A 21,082-nucleotide genomic window follows, 5' to 3' on the forward strand; every position below is an offset into this window, starting at 1 on the left:
CAAAATTTTAGCCGCCCAGTTTTTCATTTAATAATTTATTGACCATGCCGGGGTTGGCTTGGCCCTTTGATACTTTCATGATTTGGCCGACAAAGAAGCCGATCAGTTTTTTGCGCTTGCCGTCATCGGCGGCGCGGTACTGCTCAACTTGTTCGGGGTTATTGGCGATAACTTCATCGACCATCGCTTCCAGCGCGCCGGTGTCGGAAACCTGTTTTAGCCCCTTGGCATCGATATAGGCATCGGCGCTGTCGGCTTCTTTATTCCACAAACCTTCGAACACCTGCTTGGCAATTTTGCCGGAGATGGTGTTGTCGCGGATGCGTTGAATCAGACCGCCCAATTGCTCGGCGCTAACCGGGCTGGCGGCAATGTTCATATCTTCTTTGTTTAACGCGGCGGAAAGTTCGCCGTTGACCCAGTTGGCGGCCAGCTTGGCATCGCCACTTAATTTGGCGACGTCTTCAAAGTAGTCGGCAATGGCGCGTTCGCCAGTGAGCAGGCCGGCATCGTAGGCGGAAAGTCCGTATTCCGATTCAAAGCGCTGGCGTTTGGCATCGGGCAGTTCTGGCAATTGCGTGCGAAGTTGCTCGATCAGGCTGCTTTCAATTTTGACCGGCAGTAGGTCGGGGCAGGGGAAGTAGCGGTAGTCGTTGGCTTCTTCCTTGCTGCGCATGGAGCGGGTTTCGTTCTTGTCGCTGTCGTACAGGCGGGTCTCCTGCACGATTTTGCCGCCATCTTCCAGTACATCAATTTGGCGCTGGGCCTCAACTTTGATGGCGCGGTCGACAAAGCGGAAGGAGTTGATGTTTTTAATCTCGGCGCGGGTGCCGTATTGCTCTTCGCCTTTAAAGCGCACGGAAACGTTGGCGTCGCAGCGCATAGAGCCCTGAGACATATCGCCATCGGAAATGCCCAGATAGGTGATGATGGAGTGTAGTTTGCGCAAATAGGCCACGGCTTCTTCGGCGCTGCGCATATCCGGTTCGGACACAATTTCAATCAGCGGGGTGCCGGCACGGTTTAGGTCGATGCCGGACTGGCCTTGTCCGTGGTGTTCAAAGTTCGCTTCGTGCAGCGATTTGCCCGCATCTTCTTCAAGGTGGGCGTGGTGAACGCGAATTTGCCGAGTGCTGCCATCTTCCAAACTGATTTCAACTACGCCTGCGCCAACAATAGGGGCATCCATCTGGCTGGTTTGATAACCCTTGGGCAGATCGGGGTAGAAGTAGTTTTTGCGCTCAAACACTGAGGCTTGGCAAATCTCAGCATCAATTGCGAGGCCAAACAGAATGGCGTCTTTTAGCGCCTGCTCATTGAGTACTGGCAGAGTGCCGGGCAGCGCCAGATCAACGGCACAGGCTTGGGTGTTGGGTGCAGAGCCGAAGGCGGTGCTGGCACCTGAAAATATTTTTGATTGGGTATTCAGCTGGACGTGGACTTCCAGGCCGATCACGGTTTCCCATTCCATTGCGTCTCTCCTTTATACCGCGTGGGGCGCAATCTGGCGGTGCCAGTCACTGATTTGTTGGTATTGGTGGGCGGCGGCAAGTAAGCCGGCTTCGTCAAAATCGCGGCCAATAAGCTGCAAACTCACGGGCTTGCCATTGCTAAAGCCCGCAGGCAGTGAAATGGCGGGTAGGCCCGCCAAATTGACGGAGATGGTGTAGATATCTTCCAAGTACATGGTGACCGGGTCGTTGGCTTTTTCGCCCAGCGCAAACGCCGGGTTGGGCGCGGTGGGGCCAGCGATAAAATCAACCTGCTTGAAGGCTTCGACAAAGTCATTGCGAATCAGGCGGCGGATTTGCTGAGCCTTGCGATAGTAAGCATCGTAGAAACCGGCAGACAGGGCGTAGGTGCCGACCATAATGCGGCGCTTAACCTCTTCGCCAAAACCTTCTTCGCGGGTGCGGGTGTAAAGATCGTCGAGGTCTTGCGGATCTTCACAGCGGTAGCCGTAGCGCACGCCGTCATAGCGCGACAGATTGGTGGACGCTTCCGCTGGGGCAATCACGTAATAACAGGGTACGGCCAGCTCGGTGTGCGGCAGGCTGATTTCCACCAATTCGGCGCCGAGCTTTTGGTATTCGGCCAAGGCGGTTTGCACCGCAGCGGCGATATCCGGGTGCAGGCCGGCGCTGAAGTATTCCTTGGGTACGCCGATTTTCTTGCCTTTTATATCGTTGTTCAGCGCTGCGCGATAATCCGGCACCGGTACATCCATACTGGTGCTGTCGCGCAGATCAAAGCCGGCCATGGCTTGCATCATAATGGCGGCGTCTTCAGCGGTGCGGGCAATGGGGCCGCCCTGATCGAGGCTGGAGGCAAAGGCGATCATGCCGTAGCGAGAGACCCGGCCATAGCTGGGTTTCAGGCCGGTCAGGCCACATAGCGCGGCGGGCTGGCGGATAGAACCGCCAGTATCGGTGCCGGTGGCAATGGGCGCCAAGCCAGCTGCAACTGCGGCAGCAGAGCCACCGGATGAACCGCCGGGAACACAGTTTATGTCCCAAGGGTTGCGCACTGGGCCGTAGAAACTGGTTTCGTTAGACGAGCCCATGGCGAATTCATCGAGATTGGTTTTGCCCAGCGTTACCACGCCGGCTGCCGCCAGTTTTTCAACCACGGTGGCGTTATAGGGCGCAATAAAATTATCCAGCATCTTGGAGGCGCAGGAGGTGCGAATGCCGTCGGTACAAAAAATGTCTTTATGGGCAATTGGCAGACCGCACAAGGCTGGCGCATCGCCTTTGGCGCGCAGCTCATCGGCGGCGCGGGCTTGGGCGAGTGCCTGTTCGGCGGTCACGGTGATGTAGCTGTTGATGGTGCCATCCTGTTTGGCAATCGCATCCAGATAGCTCTGGGTGATTTCTTCACTGGAGCATTCGCGGCTTTCCAGTTTTTGCAGAATCTCTGCAACGGTATAGCTGGGCATGGTTTGAAACTCGTATTTTAACTTTTCGCTGGGCTGGGGCTCAGTCGATAACGTTTAGTCGATAACTTTAGGAACCAGATACAGGCCGTCTTCGGTGCTGGGCGCAATCGCCTGAAACTTCTCGCGCTGATCGGTCTCAGTCACTTCATCGGCGCGCAAGCGCTGGAAAGCATCGTAGGGGTTGGCCATTGGGTCGACACCAGTGGTATCTACGGCCTGCATGGTATCTACCATATTCAGAATATCGCCAAGGCGTTGCTGCAAATCGGCAACGCTTTCGGGTTCAATGCGAATCCGTGCCAAACGGGCCAGTTTGGCAATGTCGTTTTGGTCTAAGCTCATTGTCCACCTGTCGGGGGGTAAACCAGTACAAAGCTGGTTTGCGATTTGGCTATTTTCATAGCAGCTCGGGTTCGGAAAGTCGGCATTTTTCGGGTACAGCCGGTCAACCGGGTAAAGCCGCTAAACTTATCATATTTGTGCCTTGCCCTGAATCCCCGCCGTTGATAGAGTTGCAACGTTTTAAAGTTCGGCGCCAGCCGTGGCAATTCCCGCAGTGCGCGGTGTTTGCTCCTCTGTTTTTATTCGGAATGGATTCCAATAAGGTGATAATCACACATGTTTAAACGAATTCGTGGCCTGTTCTCCAATGATCTATCGATCGACTTAGGAACAGCCAACACTCTTATTTATGTCCGTGGTCAGGGCATTGTGCTCGATGAGCCGTCGGTGGTGGCCATCCGGGTACACAACGGTCAAAAAGCGATTGAAGCGGTAGGTATCGAAGCCAAGCGTATGCTGGGTCGTACTCCCGGCAATATCACCGCGATCCGTCCATTGAAAGACGGCGTTATTGCTGACTTCCAAGTTACCGAAAAAATGCTGCAGCATTTTATTAAGCTGGTTCACCAAAACAGCCTGATTCGTCCAAGCCCACGGGTATTGGTCAGCGTGCCCTGTAAAAGCACACAGGTTGAGCGCCGTGCGATTCGTGAATCCGTGCTTAGCGCCGGTGCTCGTGAAGTTCGTCTGATTGAAGAGCCTATGGCGGCGGCGATTGGTGCCGGCCTGCGGGTAGAAGAAGCCTCTGGCTCGATGGTGGTGGATATCGGTGGTGGTACCACAGAAATTGCCATTATCTCCCTGAACGGCGTGGTGTATTCCGATTCAGTCCGTGTGGGCGGTGACCGCTTCGACGAAGCGATTGTGACCCATGTACGCCGCACTTACGGCAGCCTGATCGGTGATGCCACCGCTGAGCGTATCAAGCAGGAAATCGGCTGTGCTTACCCCGGCAGCGAGCTGCGTGAAATTGATGTGCGCGGTCGCAATCTGGCCGAGGGTATTCCCCGCCGTTTCACTTTGAACAGCGATGAAATTCTTGAAGCACTGCAAGAGCCGCTGCAAGTGATTATTCAGGGCGTAAAACGTGCGCTGGAGCAGTCGCCACCAGAATTGGCGGCCGATATTGCGGAAACCGGTATTGTGTTGACCGGCGGTGGCGCGCTATTGCGTGGTATCGACCAGTTGATTGCCGATGAAAGTGCTCTGCCTGTGGTGATTGCCGAAGATCCGCTGTCTTGTGTTGCGCGCGGTGGTGGTAAGGCTCTGGAGATGATTGACCGTCACCACCTTGACGTTCTGTCTGCAGAATAAGCTGGGGTGCTAGCTGTGCCGATGGCTTGGGGGGTAGGCTATTAAACCGGTTTTTAGCCAGCGCTCTTCCATTGGCCAACGGCTGCTGATTCTTGGCGGCCTCGCGCTGATGTTGATTTTCCTCAGTCAGCGCCTTCCTTTCTTTGAAAAACTCCGCGAGAAGAGTAGCTGGCTGGTTGCGCCTTTTTACTGGCTGGTGGATACCCCTTCTAAAATCGTTGCTGATATTCGTCTGCAATTTGCCAGCCGCAACGAGCTGCTTGCCGAAAACGAGCGCTTGCGCGCCGAAGCGCTGATTCTGGAAGCGCGGATGCAGAAATATGTTGAGCTCAGTGCCGAGAATGTTCGCCTGCGGGAGTTGATGAATTCGGCGGAGCGTCTGCGCGATACCGTTGTGGTGGCTGAGGTCGTTGGCGTCGCCGCGGATCCCAATCGCCATGTTATTACTGTTGATAAGGGCAGTCGCCAAAATGCCTTTGTCGGACAGCCAGTGATTGATGCTCAGGGCTTGGTTGGTCAGCTAATTGAAGTCGGCAAACTTTACAGCCGTGTGCTGATGATTACCGATGCCTCTCATGCGGTACCGGTGCGGGTCAGCCGTAATGGGCTGCGCGCGGTAGCACAAGGTACGGGTTTAATTGACGAGTTGCGTTTGGCTCATGTGGCCGCGACCACCGATATTCGCGTGGGTGATATTTTGGTTAGCTCCGGCCTCGGTGGCCGTTTTCCCGCCGGATATCCTGTAGGGGAAGTGACTGAAGTCTTGATTGATCCCGGCAAACCCTTTGCCGAGGTGAGGGCGCGCCCACTGGCGGAATTGGACCGGGGCCGTAATTTGCTCTTGGTGTTCGGCAAGAGCGGGATGCTTTCTGAGGGCGACAGCAGCGTCCAACCGGAACAAGCTGTGCCGGGGGCATAATGGTTGAAGCCCCGCATCACGGTTATTGGTTTGTTCTGCTCTGCCTGATTGGCGCCCTGTTAATGGGTATTGTTCCCCATGAAGGCTGGCTGACCTGGGGCCGACCCGATTGGGTGTTGCTGGTCTGTGCGTTTTGGTTGTTAGCCCTGCCAGACCGTTTCGGCTTGATGACCTGTTGGTTTATCGGACTTACCCAAGATGTGCTCACCGGTGCCGTGCTGGGGCAGCACGCCTTTTCTCTGGTTGTTATCGCCTATATTTTTCAAGTTTCTTACCAGCGTCTGCGCATGTTTGGCCTTAACCGTCAGGCGGGGCTGATTGCTTTGTTGTGTTTGTTTCGTGTGTTGGTAGATCAGTGGGCGCAGAGCATTAATGGCTTGAATGAGGCGAGCTGGTGGGTGTTTCTGCCGGTATTAACCACAGCTTTGTTGTGGTTGGTGCTGCGCCCGGTTTTACGGCGCTTTCAGTATGTTTTTGAGGTCAGTTAATGGCCTTGATTCTGGCATCTGCCTCTCCCCGTCGCGCCGAATTATTAGCCCAGATTGGCTATCAATTCGAAGTCATTCCCGCTGATATTAATGAGCGGCCCCTAGAGGGGGAGTTGGCGGAAGCCTATGTGCAAAGAATGGCTAAAGAGAAAGCCGAAGCGATAGTGGCCGGGCGCCCAAAGGGCGATGTGGTGATCGGCTCCGATACCTCGGTGATTGTCGATGGCGATATTCTGGGAAAACCCCTGAATAGGGCCGATGCCAAATCCATGTTGCAGCGCTTAGCGAATCGAAGCCATTGGGTGTTGACCTCGGTATATGTGATTGTACAAGGTGGGTCGGCTCAAGCCGCTCTATCTCGTAGCGAAGTGCATTTCGGGCAAATTGAAGCGGCGGCAATTGAGCGCTATCTTGAAACAGGTGAAGCCGATGACAAAGCCGGGGCCTATGGTATTCAAGGCCGTGCGGCAGCATTTATCCGCCATTTGTCCGGCAGTTATTCTGGCGTGATGGGCCTGCCCTTATATGAAACGGCAGCCCTGTTGCGTGCGGCAGGAGTAAATAATGAGTGAAGAAATCCTGATTAATGTGACCCCGGCGGAAACGCGGGTAGCCGTGGTCGAAAACGGTGTGTTGCAAGAAGTGTATATCGAGCGCACCCGCGCCAAGGGCATTGTCGGCAATATCTATCAGGGCAAGGTGGTGCGTGTGTTGCCGGGTATGCAGGCGGCATTTGTCGATATTGGTCTTGAGCGCACCAGCTTTATTCACGCTTCGGATATTGCGGTATTGGATCAAGAAAGCGGCGAACACGCCGATATTCGCACCAAAATTCGTGAAGGCCAGCAACTCACGGTACAAGTGACCAAAGATCCTATCGGTACCAAGGGCGCGCGTTTAACAACACGGCTTTCGGTTTCGTCGCGCTATTTGGTGTTTATGCCCGGCGTAAATCATATCGGCGTGTCTCATCGGATTGATGATGATGAAGAGCGGCAGCGTCTGAAGGCCTTGCTGGAAAAATCCGCCGCTCCCGCCGAGGGTGAGCCTGAATCTGGCGATGGTCACGGCTATATTTTGCGCACCGCCGCCGAGGGTGTGGGCGAAGATGAACTGACCGCTGATATTAAATTTTTGCGCCGCTTATGGCAGGCGGTAGAGCGCCGTATGAAGCGCGATTCTGCGCCGGCCATTATTTATGAAGACCTGCCGTTGTTTATGCGCACCATGCGCGATTTAGTGCGGCCCGGTTTGGAAAAAATTCGCATCGATTCTCGGGAAAGTTTTCAGCGCGTAGATCAGTTTGCTGAAGATTACTTGCCAGAGATTCGTCCGATTCTGGAATATTATCCCGGCGAGCGGCCGATCTTTGATCTTTATAGTGTGGAAGATGAAATTCAGCGAGCACTTGGGCGTAAAGTCGAGCTGAAATCCGGTGGTTATCTGATTATTGATCAGACCGAGGCAATGACCACTATCGACATCAATACCGGTGCTTTTGTCGGTCACCGCAATCTTGAAGAAACTATCTTCAAGACCAATCTTGAGGCGGCGGCCTCACTGTCGCGTCAGCTCCGTCTGCGAAATCTGGGCGGCATTATCATCATTGATTTCATTGATATGAAAGATCCTGAGCATCGCCGTCTAGTGCTGCGCGCGCTGGAAAAGGCGATGGAGAAGGATTACGCCAAAACCAGTATTACTGGCGTTTCTGAATTGGGCTTGGTGGAAATGACCCGCAAACGCACGCGGGAAAGCCTTGAGCATGTGCTGTGTGAAACCTGCCGTTACTGCGAAGGTCGCGGTTCGCTGAAGTCGCCAGAAACCGTTTGTTACGAAGTCTTTCGTGAAATTCTGCGGGAAGCTCGCGCCTACGAGTCTAAAAATTTACTGGTATTGGCATCACAGGAAGTGGTGGATCGCCTTCTGGATGAAGAGTCAGCTAACGTTGCCGACCTCGAAGAGTTTATTGGAGCGAGTATCAAGTTCCAGGTAGAGTCGGTGTACATTCAGGAACAGTTTGACGTCATTCTGCTTTAAGTCCGAGCCCCGAAATGAAAAGCCTACAACAGCTGATCATCCGGCTTACCCAGCTTGCAAAGGTGCTGGGCCTGTCGGTATTGGTGTTGTTGGCCTTATATGCCAGTTTGGGGCGGCAGTACATTGGCCTGCTGGAAAATTATCAAAAGCGCTTGCTCAGTGAGCTGGAAAACGCCTCAGGTTTGCACATCGAGGTTTCCGGCCTAGATACCGATTGGTCGGGCTTGGCCCCCATTTTACATTTCGATACCGTCAGTATCGGCACCGCCGGTGCGATTGAGCTGCGCGACTTTTCCATTAACGTAAATGTATTGGGCAGCGTGATTGGTTTGGGGCCACGTGTCAGTCGACTGAAAGCTGGCTCCACGCAGGTCGTGCTTGAAGAGGTGGGCAATGGCAAGTGGTCAGTGCCGGGTTTGCCTAAGTCGCAGGCACCTTCTGCAGATGCTCAGGCCGCTGCGGAAGATGCTTTAGACACGCTGCTAGATATCGTACTGGGCGTCCGTTTAGCCAGCCTTAAAAATGTCACCGTTGATCTTAACTATCGCGATGGTCGCAAGCAGCAACTGAGCAGCGAGCAGCTAGAACTAAAAAGCGACGGGACTTTTCGACGGGTGTTGGTTACGGCGGCGGCGGGTGGCGGTGGCATTGGTGTGATTGCCGAGGCTTATGGCGATCCGCGAAACAAAGCCAGCTTTACCGCGACCGCTTATCTTGAAGTACTACAGGCTGAGTTGAATGCCCTTGGCCCGCTGGTTTCCCCCGAACTGATCAAACTGGAAAGTACCGTCAACGGTCAGCTTTGGTTTAACTGGCGTCAAGGCGGGCGGCTCAGTGCGACCGGACAACTTTCTTCAGGCGCATTTTCAGCGGGGGCTTTGTGGGGCAGTCCAGACAGCTTCCGCAATGTGAATATGCAATTTGCTGGCAGTCATCGCGATGGCAGTTGGCGGTTGAGTTTTTCCCAATTCGCAGCGGATTGGAAAGATACCAGCCTCGATCTTGCCGGACTTTCATTAAGTCACCCTGAATTGCAGCGCTGGCAGTTCCGCATGCCAACAATGGATCTGGAGTCTTTCAATTCTTTATTGATTGACGGTGAAGTGGCTAAGTCGCTACAGGATGTGTTAGTGAGCTTGTCGCCTCAGGGCCGTATCAACAATATTCAACTCGATGTGATTAAAACCCCGGATCAAAAAAGAGAGGAGCAACCGCCCTTTACCTTTCTTGTGAAAGCGGAACTTGCGGACACGCAACTGCGTCCGTTTCAGGGCGCGCCGGGTATTCGCGGCTTAAGTGGTTATATTCAAGTGGAGCCCAATCGGGGGCAATTGCTGATTAATAACGCTCAAACTGAGCTGGATTTTCCACATTTGTATTCATCCCCGCTGGCGCTTAAATCTTTGCGAGGTGAACTGCGCTGGAGCCTTGAAAACGATCGCCTGAAACTTTACAGCGGTCCCTTACTTGCCACAGATAATGAAACTGACCTCACGGCCTTATTGCGGCTCGATTTGGGTCTGAAAAAAGATGATCCGGTTTCACCGACAATGACCTTGGGGATTGGCGGCAGTGATATCAGCCTCAATCATGCGCGCCAATATGTGCCCATTACGTTGCAGCCATCGCTGCTGCAATGGTTAGACGATAGCCTTAAGCAGGGCCGAGCCAAAGATGTAGCCTTTCTCTATCGCGGCTCATTAGTCGAAGCAGATCATCAAGACCGTTCAATTCAGTTGCGCATGGCGTTGGCTGATTTAAACGTGAAGTTTCTCAGTGATTGGCCAAGCTTGCAGGCGCAAGATGCGGAGCTGGTGATAAGCAATGCCTTGGTTGAAGCACGAAATTTAAAACAAGTGAGTATTGCCGGTGCCGATATCGCTTCGCTGGCGATCAAGGTCAGTCCGCAAAATCAGCAATCCACCTTGCAGGTGAATGCGAAAACGCGCTTGAACTATCCTCAGCTTCAAACTTTGTTTGAGCAGTCGCCTCTCGGTGAAATGACCGGCGGATTTTTTGCCACTACCGAAGCCGAGGGCGCTGCAAACGTAAATCTATTACTGAATTATCCCTTTATCGAAGACGCAAAGCTGGATGTTTATGTGGCTTCGGATCTTGATCTCAGAAGCTTTCAAATCCCCAGCGCCAGACTCAGCCTGACCAAATTGAATGGGCCGCTGTACTACACCTCAGCCGAAGGTCTGCATAGTGATGGCATAGAAGCGCAATGGTTGGGTAAGCCGTTTATTGCCAAGGTGACAAACACGAAAGGCAGTATTGATATCAAGACCGAACTGCCTCTCGATATGGCGGAGGTTTCAGCTTGGCTTAATCAGCCGGTGCTCAAGTTTTTACAGGGCAGAACCGTTGCCGATTTTGAATTGCATACCGGGGGTGAGCGCCCCGGTATCAGCCTGAATTCCGGTATGCGCGGGGTGGAATTTCGCTTGCCTCAGCCCTTGTATAAAGTGATGGGTGAAGAACAACCACTTAATTTATTCCTGCCTTTAACCGGTGAAAATAGAGCAGTAGAACTGTCACTTGGAGATCAAATAGCGGCCAGTATCAGTTTGGAAAGCGATCAGTCGGCGGTCAGTATTCAACTTGGTAGCACAGCTATACCAGAATTGCGCAGCAACTATATGTCTATTGGTGGAGCACTGCCTTACGCTTCTCTAGATCAATGGCAGCAATGGATTACCCAATTCGCCCAGACCGGTAGTGACGAAGACAGCAGCCTTCAGCTCTCCTTTGATGATTTGCAGTTCGGCGAATTGGCATTACTTGGGCAAGTATTTTCCAGTGTTACGCTCACCGGCGACTCAACACCCAATACCTGGTTATTCACTTTTGTTGGTCAGTCGTTAACAGGTAGCGTGGCGATGCCTCGTTTGAATGACGGCCCTATTCGGGTGGATTTAAAAACCCTTAAATTACCGCCTTCAGAAAGCAGTAGTGCGGATGATAGTGAAATTGACCCGCGTACTTTCCCGCGCGTTAAAGCCGATATCGCTGATTTCTGGATTGGCTCAAAACAGTACGGATCTGTCGGCTTTGATTTAAGCGCCGATGAGGATGGCGCCTATTTTGAAAAACTGCGCGGCAAGGTTTTTGGCGTAACGCTGTCGGCCCCAAGTGGCTCAGATAGTTCGTCATCGAATAAAGGCAATACACTGAGTTGGTTAGTCGGTGAGCAAGGCCAGCAAAGCCATTTACAAGGCAGTTTCCGAGTGGGCGACCTCAACCAGCCATTGCGTGCCTTGGGTTATGACAAAATCATTGAAACCAAATCTGGCGTATTTAGCACCGATCTGGTTTGGCCGGGCAGCCCCGAAAAATTCAATCTGGATTTCGCTGAAGGTGATTTGGGTTTCCGTTTAAAAGAAGGGCGCTTCTTGAAAACCTCAGATGCGGCCAGCGGCGCGTTGCGGGTGTTCAGCGTATTCAATATGGCGAATATTGTGCGCCGCCTGCAATTTGATTTTCGCGATGTGTTTAATAAAGGCATCTATTTTGATGATATGCACTCGCAGCTTAAATTTGAAAACGGACAAGTCCTGCTGGCCAGTCCGTTGAAAGTGGATGGGCCATCGAGCAAGTTTGAAATGACCGGCAGCATTAATCTGCGGGATGACCTATTAGACATGGGCTTGGTCGCTACCCTGCCGGTAGGCAGTAACCTGCCGTGGGTGGCAGCGCTGGTAGGCGGCTTGCCTGCGGCGGCGGGTATGTATGTGGTTAGTAAAGTTTTTGAAGAACAGGTAGATCGCTTCTCCAGTGCGGTGTATAGCATTTCAGGCAGCCTGCAACAGCCTGAGCTTTCTTTCAGAAAAATCTTTGATGCTAATGCTGACAAGTAATACCGAAAAGTAATGCAGATAAACAAAAAAGCGCCGGGTTACGGCGCTCAAAATTCCCATCTTTTGTACTGCTTTTCTAAATATTCGTTTTCACTCTTAATTGTTTAAAAGTGATGGAGTTGTGATCCTCAAGATCGCGCTCTGGCTCTTCGACTAAGCTCGCATTAGGAAAGTGGCGGAACAGCTCGCGCATGGTCAAGTAAAGCTGCTGCTTGGCCAAGGCCGCACCAATACAGAAGCGCGGGCCATAACCAAACAATGCATCGGGGTTAAACTCCCGGCGCACATCAAAACGTTCGGGGTCGGCAAATACACTCGGGTCGCGGTCTTTAAGGTGCGGCATCATCAATACCATCTGCCCTTTTTTAACCTGCTCACCAAGCAGTTCTCTATCTTCAGGCACGTAACGGGCAAAGCCCATTTTAGAGTTGGCCGCCCAGCGCATAATTTCACTAAAGGCATTGCTAAACGCTTCGGTGGATTCTAAAGCGGGGGAAATTTGATCGGGGTTTTTCAAAAACGCATAAGCAGACCACTGCTGGGCGACTAGGGTGGTGTCGGCGCCAGCGCCAATCAAGGCGAGAATCAGCGTTACAATATCCCACTCGTCAAAGTTTTCATTTTCCTGCTCAATTTTAAGCAGCGTGCTGAGGAAATCACCTTGCTGCGGTGCCGCGCGGCGCTCGGCAATCACTTCAAACAAAATATCTATGGCGCGATTACTGTCTTCTTGCGCTTTTTGGCGGCGCTCTTCAGAAATGGTCGGATTCCAAGTTTCAGTAAAGGTCAGCACCACTTGTTTAATTTGATCCCAGTATTTGTCGGGAATGCCGACCATTCGATTAATCGAGATAAAGGGAATGTGCCGGGCAACTTGCTCGATGTAATCGAATTCCTCAGGCTGGCCGAGATCATCAAACAGTTTGATGATGTCAGGCTCGATGGCGGCATTGATATTGTCGACCACGTTGCGGGAAAACGCCGGTGAAGTAATTTTACGGATCAGGCGGTGATGGCCGGGGTCGGCAAGCAGGCTATGGCCGACCAGTGCGCGCTCGAAATTATTCCAATCTTCTTCCTTGGGGCGTGGCGGGGCAAATTCCCAGTCGTAAAAATCCGAAGACAAATACTCGTGTTTCCAGCAATCCATAATGTCTGGCATACGAGTCATGATCCAGCACATCCACGGCGCATACCAAACCAGTCGGCCACGCTCTGCCAGCGCCAAACACTGAGGGCCGGGATCGAGAGCGTATTCCATGGAGTTGGGGTTAAACAGGGTTTCGATGGGTTCTTGTGCAGTGGCTTCTTGCGCCATGGGATTGTGCTCCGCAGATTTATTGTTATTCAGGATTGCCAAAAAATATACTACGGTGTACTTTTAGTCGCAAGTACAAGTTTTTGGGCAGATAGCGCCCGTGAAAATCATCCATACAACAATAATGACGAGGTTGTGCTATGCAAAATTTTCAGAATAAAGTCGCGGTAATTACCGGTGGTGCGAGTGGTGTAGGGCGTGCAATTGCACGGCTGCTCGCCGGGGAAGGTGCCAAAATTGCGATTGCCGATATTGAGGCTAACGCGCTCGATCGTACCGTATCTGAACTGGCTGAGCAGGGTTGTGAGTGCATGGGCCAGCGTGCCGATGTGACCGATCAAGCCTCTATGAATGCGCTAGCTGATGCGGTGATGGCCAAGTTTGGTCAGATCGATTTGGTGTTTGCCAATGCTGGCGTCGGCACTGGTGAAGCGGGGAATATGTGGGAGTATGAAAAGAACGATTGGGAGTGGGGCTTGCGGGTAAACACCTGGGGTTTAATCCATACCATCAATGCCTTTATGCCTAAGTTAGTGGCGCAAAATATTGAGGCTCATTTTGTGGTGACCGGTTCTGGCAATGGTGCCTTTTTAATGTTGCCAAACACGCCAATTTATACGGCGAGCAAGGCGGCGGCGCAGGCGATAACTGAAAACCTGCACTTCCAGCTACAGGCGCTGCAATCGCCAGTTAAGGTTAACGCGCTCTTTCCCGGTCCCCACGTAGTGAATACCGGTATTTTTAATTCGGAGCGGAATCGTCCTGAGGCATTGCCGGGCAATCCTGACAAGCCCGACTCGGGTATTCACTCGGTCGATGATATGAAAGCCATCATGGCCGAATACAATATGGAGCTGCAAACCACCGAGCCGGAAGAAGTTGCGGCCACGGCAATTCAGGGTATTCGCGATGAAAAATTCTGGATTACTGCAATGACCGACAAGTCTCGCGCCGCGATGCAGGAGCGGATCGACAATATCCTGAATGGCAAAACCCCAACCGCGCCCGATGTGCTCTAAATTCGCATTTAGACGAATCCGCTAACTATAGGATAGTATTGGCGTTTTGAGGATTCACGGGGATCAGCCATTGCCTGCGACACAACTGGGGCGGCGCGAACGTAAAAAGCTGGCCGTGCGCGACAATATCTGTCGCGAAACGGTGCGCCTTATTGAGCGCTACGGTGTGGAAGGGGTCACTATCGACGCGATCTGCGATTGCGTCGATATTGCCAAAAAGACCTTCTACAACTATTACGCGACCAAGGGCGATTTGCTCAATGATATTTTGCGCAGCGAATTACTACAGCGCACCGAGCAGCTTATTGATAGCGTGATTGAAAGCGGTCGTGACTTTGCCGGTCAATTGGAGCTGATTTTAGAGGTCTTTTCTGAGCGCGATCACGATAGCAGCGGCCTGGAGCGCGAATTAATTGCCTACTCTGTGGGAGCGCTCAGTACCAACCTAAACGAGGGCGGCCAGCAGTTGGCGGTGATCAACGGCATGTTCCGCAAACTCTTCGACTTCAATGCCCATGAATTGAAACCTGGGCTATCACCCGCTTTCTGTTCCGAGATGGCGGTGGGGATGTTCAATGCGATTACCCTCAATCGCCTGCATGACCCCGACTACAATACCGACAAGCGTTACGCTGAGTTACTGACATTTCTGAAAAGCAGTATGCTGGCGAAAGCGTAAACGCCACTTCCCATTTCTTTCTTTCTCACCTGAGCTCTATCTTGAGCTCAGTGTCAGCTATTGCGATTTTTTGCGCTAAAAATAATCGCCGCCAGCTCTTGACTAAAAACTCTAATAGAATATATTTTTACACCATAGTTACCTTTTTATAAATATAAGAATTGAAGGAGTGTGCTCATGGCCTCGCGCTATAACAAACCGATTCCCTTCGGCTGGTTTGCAGTGGATTACTGCAAAGACCTGCAAGTAGGCGAAGTGAAAGCCCTTAAATATTTTGGCCGCGATCTCGTGTTGTTTCGCACGGAATCCGGTGAGGCGGTGATGCTGGATGCGTACTGCCCGCATTTGGGGGCGCATCTGGGGCATGGCGGCAAAGTGGTGGGCGAGAATATTGCCTGCCCGTTCCACGCTTGGGAATTTAATGGCGAGGGCATGTGCAGCAAGGTGCCTTACGCCAAGAATATGCCGCCCAAAGTGCAAGACAAGCAGGTATTGGGGCGCTACCCGATTGTGGAATCCAATCAGATGATTTGGGCGTGGTATCACCCGCAGGGCGTCGATCCTTTATTTGAGGTGCAGCCTCTGGCGGAGCTGTCTTCTCCTGAGTGGACAGAAATGGATGTGTACGAGTGGACCTTTAATTCCATTCCGCAGGAAACTGCTGAAAATGCGGCGGACTTTGCTCACTTCGTTACCGTGCATTCTTCACCGGAAATGCCGACTGGCGAAATTAGTTGGGATGGCCATAAGCGCTCGATGATTATGGACAGCCTTCAGCACCATATTGATGAAGACGGCAATATCGACCTCAGTGGCGAGAATTTCGATATGGGTCGTTTGGAGTCGTGGAATTTTGGGCCGGGTCAGACCTACCAAAAATTCACCCGCCTATTCGATATTGTGATGATGGGAACGGTCACTCCGATTGACGACCAAACCTTGCAAATGCGCTTTAACTTCAGCTTGCCCAAGGCACAGACGGCAGAACATACCCAATTTGCCTATGCCTTCCGCGATGAGATTGTGCGGCAGGTTCAGCAGGATATTCCGATCTGGGAAAACAAAGTCTATTTGGAAGATCCCGCCCTCTGTGACGGCGATGGCCCAATCGCCAAGTACCGGAAATGGTTCAGCCAGTTTTATGCGGATGCGGCGTAGGCTGTTCTGCACAATAGTAAAAAAACAATAACAACGATGAGGAAAACATCATGAGCACAGCACAACCTCCTATGGGAATTCCCGGCGATATTCTGAATTGGCCGATGCTGAAAATTCGCTATCTCACCGATGAAGACAGCATTGCCAAGTTGTTGCCGCCCGGTATCCAGCCCGGCAAAGAACCCGGCGTAACCATCACAATTTACAATTTTCCGGTTTTGAATGAGCCGGAATATGGCTGTGTGGTGAATGTCGATGCGACCTATAACGACATTCCCGGCGAGTACACTTTGGGTATTGCCATTGACCAAGAAGCGGCGATTTACGGCAGTCATGAGCGCTGGGGACAGCCGAAATATTTCGGTGAAACCCGTTACTTCCGCTTGATGGATCAAATCACTGCCTCGGTAACGCATCGCGGTTATACCTTCCTTGAATTTACCGGCAAGGTCAGTGGCGCGGGTGAGATTCCGCCAGAATTTGAAACCAATGAATGGTGGATTAAACATTTGCGCGGCGTGGATATGATGAACCCGAGTTGGGATTTTCCACCCCATGTGGTTCGCGTTTACAGCAAATATGGCACCGCTTGTGTGGAGAAGTTGGAGGGCACACTAAAGCTCAACGACAGCCCTTGGGACCCAGTGTCGCGTTTGCTGCCAATGCGTTCAGAGGCCAGCGCGCATTTGTGGACGCCGATCTTTTTGGATCGACAAATCACCCTTGAAGGTAAGCTCGATGAACAGGCGTTTTGGCCCTATGCCGATACCATTGGTGGTTCGCGTTGGCCCGGTGAAAACGGCGGTCCGAAAAAGGATTAATGTCGGTAAAAGCGAGCGCCTAGGCGTATTTAGCAAGCGTACTGAGAATGACATTGGCCGCGGTATCCTCGACCATTTGTTCCGGAAATTCGTACTGGGTCATTACCCAAGTATTGCCCACGTAAATCATGGTGCCCAGCAGTGACTCGCCGAGCAAAATGCGCTCGGGGAGCTCTGCATTAAGACCTGCAACGAGCGGTTCGTAGGCCTTCAGCATCAACTCCGAAAACACGATAGTGGTGGCCAGATAGTGGTCGGTCACCGCATCGCTTACCCCCAGAATTTCCATCATCAAAATGCGGGCCTTGCGCGGGTCGCGCATAAAGTCCAAATAGGCCTTAATACCTGCCCGAACCAATTGCTCTAAATTCTGATTATGTTGCGAGTAAGCCTCAGCCATAGAGGCCAGCAGCTCATCCTGAAGCGACTGGTGCAGGGCAACCAGCACATCCTCGCCATTGGCGAAAGATTCGTAGAAATAGCGATCAGTAAGACCGGCCTGCTTGCAGATGGAGCGCACAGTCAGCGCTCGATAACCCTGATTTCCCACAATTTCAAAGGCCGCGTCCAGCAGACTTTGGCGGCGTTCTGCCACCCGCTCTTCCAGTGGTGTGCCGCCGTAGATGCGCTTGGATTTTGCTGCTTTAGCCATAAAAGAAAGAGAATATTTTTTCGACAAAGAGTATTTGACTACATCTGTCCTCATATGTAAACTGACATCGTCTGTAGTCAGAATGACCTTGGGTTCTATTCCATTCACTAACTTGGATACGGCCCGCCATAACAATGAGGAACAGATCGATGCAATCCACAGCACAAACCACCCAAGGCAACCATTTTGATGTGATTCTGGTCGGTGCCGGCCTGTCCGGTATTGATGCCGGCTACCGTTTGCAAACCGAATGTCCGGATCGAAGCTATACGATTCTTGAAGGGCGCGAGGCCATGGGCGGGACCTGGGACTTGTTCCGCTACCCCGGTATTCGTTCTGATTCCGATATGAGCACGCTGGGCTTTCCCTTTGAGCCTTGGGATAGTGATGTCACCATTGCTGATGGTGGCGATATTCTCGATTACATTGTGCGCACGGCAAAGAAATACGGCATCGACAAAAACATTCGCTACCGTCATCGCATGCTCTCGGCAAACTGGGAGTCGGCCAATAGTCGCTGGGTGCTAACTGTGAGCACGCCAGAGGGCGAGCAAACCTTTACCTGTAATTTTTTGTATAGCTGCTCCGGTTACTACAACTATGCCCAGGGCTATACGCCTGATTTTCCCGGTATTGAAACCTTTAAAGGCGAGTTGGTGCATCCGCAATTTTGGGATCAGCAATCCGGTGTGGCGGGCAAGAAAATCACCGTAATCGGCAGCGGCGCAACCGCGATTACCTTGGTGCCGAATCTGGTGAAAGAGGCGGCCCATGTCACCATGTTGCAGCGCACCCCAACCTACGTGATCAATATGCCCAAGCGCGACAAAATCGCCACCGCGCTGCGCAAAATAATGCCCAATCGTATGGCCGGTTTTATGACCCGCTGGAAAAACCTGTTTGTAACGACGTGGTTTTACAACTTTGCCCGCCGCCGTCCCGATGCTACCCGCAACACCATTTTGCATTTGGCCCAAAAGCAGCTCGGCCCCGATGTAGACGCGCGCAAACATTTTCAGCCCGGCTATAACCCTTGGGATCAGCGTCTTTGTGTGGCGACCGGTGGTGATTTGTTTAAAGTGTTACGCGAGAAAAAAGCCAGCATCGTCACCGACCGCATTGCCCGCTTTGTTGAAAATGGTATCGAAACCGAATCCGGCCAATTGATTGAATCCGATATGGTGATTACTGCCACCGGCTTGGAAGTGCAGATGTTCGGCGGAGCCCAAATTTCTAATGACGGTCAGCCGGTCAATGTTGCTGAGCGCATGATTTACAAAGGCATGATGATTGACGGTCTGCCCAATTTTGCCTTTGCCTTTGGCTACACCAACGCCTCGTGGACGCTAAAGTGTGACCTCACAGCAAACTATATCTGCCGCATTTTGAATCGCATGAAAAAGCAAAATTATGCGGTGTGCAAAGTGCAGAGCGATACCTCGGTAGAGCCCGAAAAAATGCTGGATCTGGATTCGGGCTACATCAACCGCGCCCAACATGTCATGCCAAAACAGGGATCAAAAAAGCCTTGGCGCGTTCACCAAAACTACTTCAAAGATATGTTTGCCACCCGCTTTGCGCGGATTAATGACGGCGTGCTGAGCTTTGAGAAAGGCAGCGACTCATCCGCCCCAGCGTTTAAAGCCGCAACAGCCGAGTAGTATTTTTAAGGAAGCACTGATCAATCAGTGCTTCCTTTTCCCGGCTATTCTCATTTAGAGATTGGTCATAAGTGGTTTTGTGGTAACTGTGACTGACTGAGTACAGCTACAACCAAAATGAAGCCATCCTCTTTTGTAAAGTAAACGGTATGTTTACCAACAGGAAAGTAAAACCCTTTTGGGTATATGTCATCGCAACTTCGACCAACTTCTGGATGGTCAGCAAGCATTTGAAATCCAGTCTGTAATGTATCTTTGTAGTTTTGCCACTGCGTCTCTGAAAAATTATTAACAGTGTGGTTTTTTATCTTTAATAAATGAGCCTGAGCTAATTTGCTTAGTTTATATTTGCTCTTTTGCATAGCAGCCTACAAAGCGCTCAAGAAGTCTTCACCCTCAGCCACATTGCCTTGCGCTAGGTCTTTTTTCGCGGACTCAAAGCAATGTTTTAGGTAATCGGCTTTCATGGCTTCTAGCTCTTCATAATCTTTTATCGACATCACAACTACGGCGTCTTTGCTGTTTTTACTAATTTTTATTGGCTCACGTTGTGCGCTCAGAAGAAGCTCACCAAAATTACGTTTCGCCTCATTTGCAGTTAATGTGTGCATGATCAATCTCCAAATCTGGAATTACAGTAAGATTATAGTTTGTCGTGCGAAACAATCAATACGATTAAATCGTGCGATTTTTTGCAGAGAGAAACTAGGACGCAGTTCAAGAGGGATTCAGCGCGTGTGGCATTTTTGGCAAACCTTGGTTTTGGTGTTGAGCTGCTATGCAGCGGCTTGTTCTAAATTCACTTCTTGGATTTCGGCTTTGGCGGCAGCAACAAGGTCGTGAGCACTTTTCATTTTGTCTCACGCAGAATTGAATGTCAGATGTTTGGAATTATGGGCAGATAATTTTTGGGCCTTTCTTTACATGGGCTTAGGGTGAGCCTTAGTCTTTACGCTAATAGGCTAGACTGGCCGAAAAAAGTGAAAAGGGAGAGAAACCGTGACTGAGCAGCAACCCTATACTCCGCCCAAAGTTTGGACATGGGATAACCCCAATGGGGGCAAGTTTTCTTCTATTAACCGTCCGGTTTCCGGGGCCACTCACGAACAGGCATTGCCGTCGGGTAAGCACCCTTTCCAGCTCTATTCTTTGGCGACGCCTAATGGAGTTAAAGTCACGATTATGCTGGAAGAGCTGGTCGAGCTGGGAATTGCTGAGGCGGAGTACGATGCTTATCCCATCGATATTGAATCGGGCCATCAGTTTGGCAGTGGCTTTGTCGCGCTCAATCCCAATTCAAAAATTCCCGCCTTGTTAGATCGCTCGGTTTCGCCGGAGCAACGCATTTTTGAGTCTGGCGCAATTCTGCTGTATCTCGCGGAAAAATTCGGCAAGTTCTATCCCAGCAGTTTGCCGGAGCGTTCGGCGTGTCAGTCGTGGTTAATGTGGCAGATGGGCAGTGCGCCCTTTCTCGGCGGCGGCTTTGGGCACTTCTATGCCTATGCGCCGGAGAAATTTGAATACCCCATTAACCGCTACACCATGGAGGTGAAGCGCCAATTGGATGTCTTGGATCAGCATTTGGCGAGTCACCGTTTTCTTTGTGGTGATGAATACACCATTGCCGATATGGCGACTTACCCTTGGTATGGGGTGCTGGTGTTAGGCCGGCTTTATGAAGCGGCGGAATTTCTCGATGTACAGAGCTATACCAATGTATTGCGTTGGGCGCAGGAGATTGATGCGCGCCCGGCAGTAAAACGGGGCCGGCGGGTAAATAGAGTATGGGGTGCGCCGGAGGGACAGTTGGCGGAGCGCCATTCAATGGACGACTTTGTATAAGCGAAATCTATTCTGGATATTTGCGGCTGAT

General features: G+C 51.7%; 19 protein-coding genes. 12 read left to right on the forward strand and 7 right to left on the reverse strand.

Annotation, left to right across the window (positions count from 1 at the left end; all coding sequences use genetic code 11):
- Positions 1-7 precede the first annotated feature (7 nt).
- From gatB to gatC, 3 genes are read right to left on the reverse strand one after another with little or no spacing between them, the layout of a single operon-like run.
- The gene (gatB, locus tag IB286_RS07030; protein ID WP_190763932.1) at positions 8-1,471 is read right to left on the reverse strand and encodes an Asp-tRNA(Asn)/Glu-tRNA(Gln) amidotransferase subunit GatB; all 1,464 of its coding nucleotides are present in this window, start codon (positions 1,469-1,471) and stop codon (positions 8-10) included.
- 12 nt (positions 1,472-1,483) lie between these two features.
- Positions 1,484-2,938, reverse strand: coding sequence for an Asp-tRNA(Asn)/Glu-tRNA(Gln) amidotransferase subunit GatA (gatA, locus tag IB286_RS07035; RefSeq protein ID WP_190763934.1), 1,455 nt, complete (start codon positions 2,936-2,938; stop codon positions 1,484-1,486).
- A 54-nt stretch (positions 2,939-2,992) separates the two neighbouring features.
- The gene (gene gatC, locus IB286_RS07040; RefSeq protein WP_190763936.1) at positions 2,993-3,280 is read right to left on the reverse strand and encodes an Asp-tRNA(Asn)/Glu-tRNA(Gln) amidotransferase subunit GatC; all 288 of its coding nucleotides are present in this window, start codon (positions 3,278-3,280) and stop codon (positions 2,993-2,995) included.
- A gap of 276 nt (positions 3,281-3,556) precedes the next feature.
- On the opposite strand from gatC, the gene IB286_RS07045 reads away from it, so the two are divergent.
- From IB286_RS07045 to IB286_RS07070, 6 genes are read left to right on the forward strand one after another with little or no spacing between them, the layout of a single operon-like run.
- Positions 3,557-4,594, forward strand: coding sequence for a rod shape-determining protein (locus IB286_RS07045; RefSeq protein WP_190763938.1), 1,038 nt, complete (start codon positions 3,557-3,559; stop codon positions 4,592-4,594).
- Positions 4,595-4,634: 40 nt separating this feature from the next.
- Entirely contained in the window at positions 4,635-5,513 is an 879-nt protein-coding gene (gene mreC / locus IB286_RS07050; protein WP_190764309.1) for a rod shape-determining protein MreC, read from the forward strand.
- A complete protein-coding gene (gene mreD, locus IB286_RS07055; RefSeq protein ID WP_190763940.1) occupies positions 5,513-6,001 on the forward strand; it encodes a rod shape-determining protein MreD in 489 nt (162 codons plus the stop codon). Before mreC ends, mreD begins: the two co-directional genes overlap by 1 nt.
- Positions 6,001-6,573, forward strand: coding sequence for a Maf family protein (locus IB286_RS07060; RefSeq protein ID WP_190763942.1), 573 nt, complete (start codon positions 6,001-6,003; stop codon positions 6,571-6,573). The genes mreD and IB286_RS07060 overlap by 1 nt, the downstream gene beginning before the upstream one ends.
- A complete protein-coding gene (gene rng, locus IB286_RS07065; RefSeq protein ID WP_190763944.1) occupies positions 6,566-8,041 on the forward strand; it encodes a ribonuclease G in 1,476 nt (491 codons plus the stop codon). The genes IB286_RS07060 and rng overlap by 8 nt, the downstream gene beginning before the upstream one ends.
- A 14-nt stretch (positions 8,042-8,055) precedes the next feature.
- Positions 8,056-11,901 carry a YhdP family protein gene (locus IB286_RS07070; protein ID WP_190763946.1) on the forward strand — a complete coding sequence of 1,282 codons (3,846 nt, stop codon included), beginning with the start codon at positions 8,056-8,058 and terminating at the stop codon, positions 11,899-11,901.
- Between the two features lie 76 nt (positions 11,902-11,977).
- Here IB286_RS07070 and IB286_RS07075 read toward each other — a convergent pair whose 3' ends face one another.
- A complete protein-coding gene (locus IB286_RS07075) occupies positions 11,978-13,219 on the reverse strand; it encodes a cytochrome P450 (RefSeq protein WP_190763948.1) in 1,242 nt (413 codons plus the stop codon).
- A gap of 140 nt (positions 13,220-13,359) precedes the next feature.
- Between IB286_RS07075 and IB286_RS07080 the strand changes: the two genes are divergently transcribed.
- The 4 genes from IB286_RS07080 (at position 13,360) to IB286_RS07095 (ending at position 16,896) form a co-directional block, all read left to right on the forward strand.
- On the forward strand, positions 13,360-14,238 hold the full coding sequence (locus IB286_RS07080; protein ID WP_190763950.1) for an SDR family NAD(P)-dependent oxidoreductase: 879 nt from the start codon (positions 13,360-13,362) through the stop codon (positions 14,236-14,238).
- 70 nt (positions 14,239-14,308) lie between these two features.
- The gene (locus IB286_RS07085; protein WP_190763952.1) at positions 14,309-14,917 is read left to right on the forward strand and encodes a TetR/AcrR family transcriptional regulator; all 609 of its coding nucleotides are present in this window, start codon (positions 14,309-14,311) and stop codon (positions 14,915-14,917) included.
- A gap of 177 nt (positions 14,918-15,094) precedes the next feature.
- On the forward strand, positions 15,095-16,075 hold the full coding sequence (locus IB286_RS07090) for a Rieske 2Fe-2S domain-containing protein (RefSeq protein ID WP_190763955.1): 981 nt from the start codon (positions 15,095-15,097) through the stop codon (positions 16,073-16,075).
- A 50-nt stretch (positions 16,076-16,125) separates the two neighbouring features.
- Complete coding sequence (locus IB286_RS07095; protein ID WP_190763956.1) at positions 16,126-16,896, forward strand: acetoacetate decarboxylase family protein; 771 nt, start codon at positions 16,126-16,128, stop codon at positions 16,894-16,896.
- A 19-nt stretch (positions 16,897-16,915) separates the two neighbouring features.
- Here IB286_RS07095 and IB286_RS07100 read toward each other — a convergent pair whose 3' ends face one another.
- Positions 16,916-17,548, reverse strand: coding sequence for a TetR/AcrR family transcriptional regulator (locus tag IB286_RS07100; protein ID WP_190763958.1), 633 nt, complete (start codon positions 17,546-17,548; stop codon positions 16,916-16,918).
- A 149-nt stretch (positions 17,549-17,697) separates the two neighbouring features.
- Between IB286_RS07100 and IB286_RS07105 the strand changes: the two genes are divergently transcribed.
- Positions 17,698-19,209, forward strand: coding sequence for a flavin-containing monooxygenase (locus tag IB286_RS07105; RefSeq protein ID WP_190763960.1), 1,512 nt, complete (start codon positions 17,698-17,700; stop codon positions 19,207-19,209).
- Between the two features lie 65 nt (positions 19,210-19,274).
- Here the strand turns inward: IB286_RS07105 and IB286_RS07110 are convergent, their stop codons facing one another.
- The gene (locus IB286_RS07110; protein WP_190763962.1) at positions 19,275-19,571 is read right to left on the reverse strand and encodes a type II toxin-antitoxin system RelE/ParE family toxin; all 297 of its coding nucleotides are present in this window, start codon (positions 19,569-19,571) and stop codon (positions 19,275-19,277) included.
- A 6-nt stretch (positions 19,572-19,577) separates the two neighbouring features.
- Positions 19,578-19,820, reverse strand: coding sequence for a type II toxin-antitoxin system Phd/YefM family antitoxin (locus IB286_RS07115; RefSeq protein ID WP_190763964.1), 243 nt, complete (start codon positions 19,818-19,820; stop codon positions 19,578-19,580).
- Between the two features lie 388 nt (positions 19,821-20,208).
- Here IB286_RS07115 and yghU point away from each other — a divergent pair, with 388 nt between their 5' ends.
- Entirely contained in the window at positions 20,209-21,051 is an 843-nt protein-coding gene (gene yghU, locus IB286_RS07120; RefSeq protein ID WP_190763966.1) for a glutathione-dependent disulfide-bond oxidoreductase, read from the forward strand.
- The last annotated feature ends 31 nt before the right edge of the window (positions 21,052-21,082 follow it).

Source organism: Spongiibacter pelagi (assembly GCF_014705705.1).
GTDB classification, from domain to species: Bacteria; Pseudomonadota; Gammaproteobacteria; order Pseudomonadales; family Spongiibacteraceae; genus Spongiibacter; species Spongiibacter pelagi.

Coding starts and splice junctions, on each gene's coding strand:
- IB286_RS07075 (WP_190763948.1), bottom strand. CDS start 13,219: ATGGCGCAAGAAGCCACTGCACAAGAACCCATCGAAACCCTGTTTAAC.
- IB286_RS07100 (WP_190763958.1), bottom strand. CDS start 17,548: ATGGCTAAAGCAGCAAAATCCAAGCGCATCTACGGCGGCACACCACTG.
- gatA (WP_190763934.1), bottom strand. CDS start 2,938: ATGCCCAGCTATACCGTTGCAGAGATTCTGCAAAAACTGGAAAGCCGC.
- IB286_RS07060 (WP_190763942.1), top strand. CDS start 6,001: ATGGCCTTGATTCTGGCATCTGCCTCTCCCCGTCGCGCCGAATTATTA.
- mreD (WP_190763940.1), top strand. CDS start 5,513: ATGGTTGAAGCCCCGCATCACGGTTATTGGTTTGTTCTGCTCTGCCTG.
- IB286_RS07090 (WP_190763955.1), top strand. CDS start 15,095: ATGGCCTCGCGCTATAACAAACCGATTCCCTTCGGCTGGTTTGCAGTG.
- IB286_RS07095 (WP_190763956.1), top strand. CDS start 16,126: ATGAGCACAGCACAACCTCCTATGGGAATTCCCGGCGATATTCTGAAT.
- rng (WP_190763944.1), top strand. CDS start 6,566: ATGAGTGAAGAAATCCTGATTAATGTGACCCCGGCGGAAACGCGGGTA.
- IB286_RS07110 (WP_190763962.1), bottom strand. CDS start 19,571: ATGCAAAAGAGCAAATATAAACTAAGCAAATTAGCTCAGGCTCATTTA.
- gatB (WP_190763932.1), bottom strand. CDS start 1,471: ATGGAATGGGAAACCGTGATCGGCCTGGAAGTCCACGTCCAGCTGAAT.
- IB286_RS07105 (WP_190763960.1), top strand. CDS start 17,698: ATGCAATCCACAGCACAAACCACCCAAGGCAACCATTTTGATGTGATT.
- IB286_RS07080 (WP_190763950.1), top strand. CDS start 13,360: ATGCAAAATTTTCAGAATAAAGTCGCGGTAATTACCGGTGGTGCGAGT.
- IB286_RS07070 (WP_190763946.1), top strand. CDS start 8,056: ATGAAAAGCCTACAACAGCTGATCATCCGGCTTACCCAGCTTGCAAAG.
- IB286_RS07115 (WP_190763964.1), bottom strand. CDS start 19,820: ATGCACACATTAACTGCAAATGAGGCGAAACGTAATTTTGGTGAGCTT.
- IB286_RS07045 (WP_190763938.1), top strand. CDS start 3,557: ATGTTTAAACGAATTCGTGGCCTGTTCTCCAATGATCTATCGATCGAC.
- gatC (WP_190763936.1), bottom strand. CDS start 3,280: ATGAGCTTAGACCAAAACGACATTGCCAAACTGGCCCGTTTGGCACGG.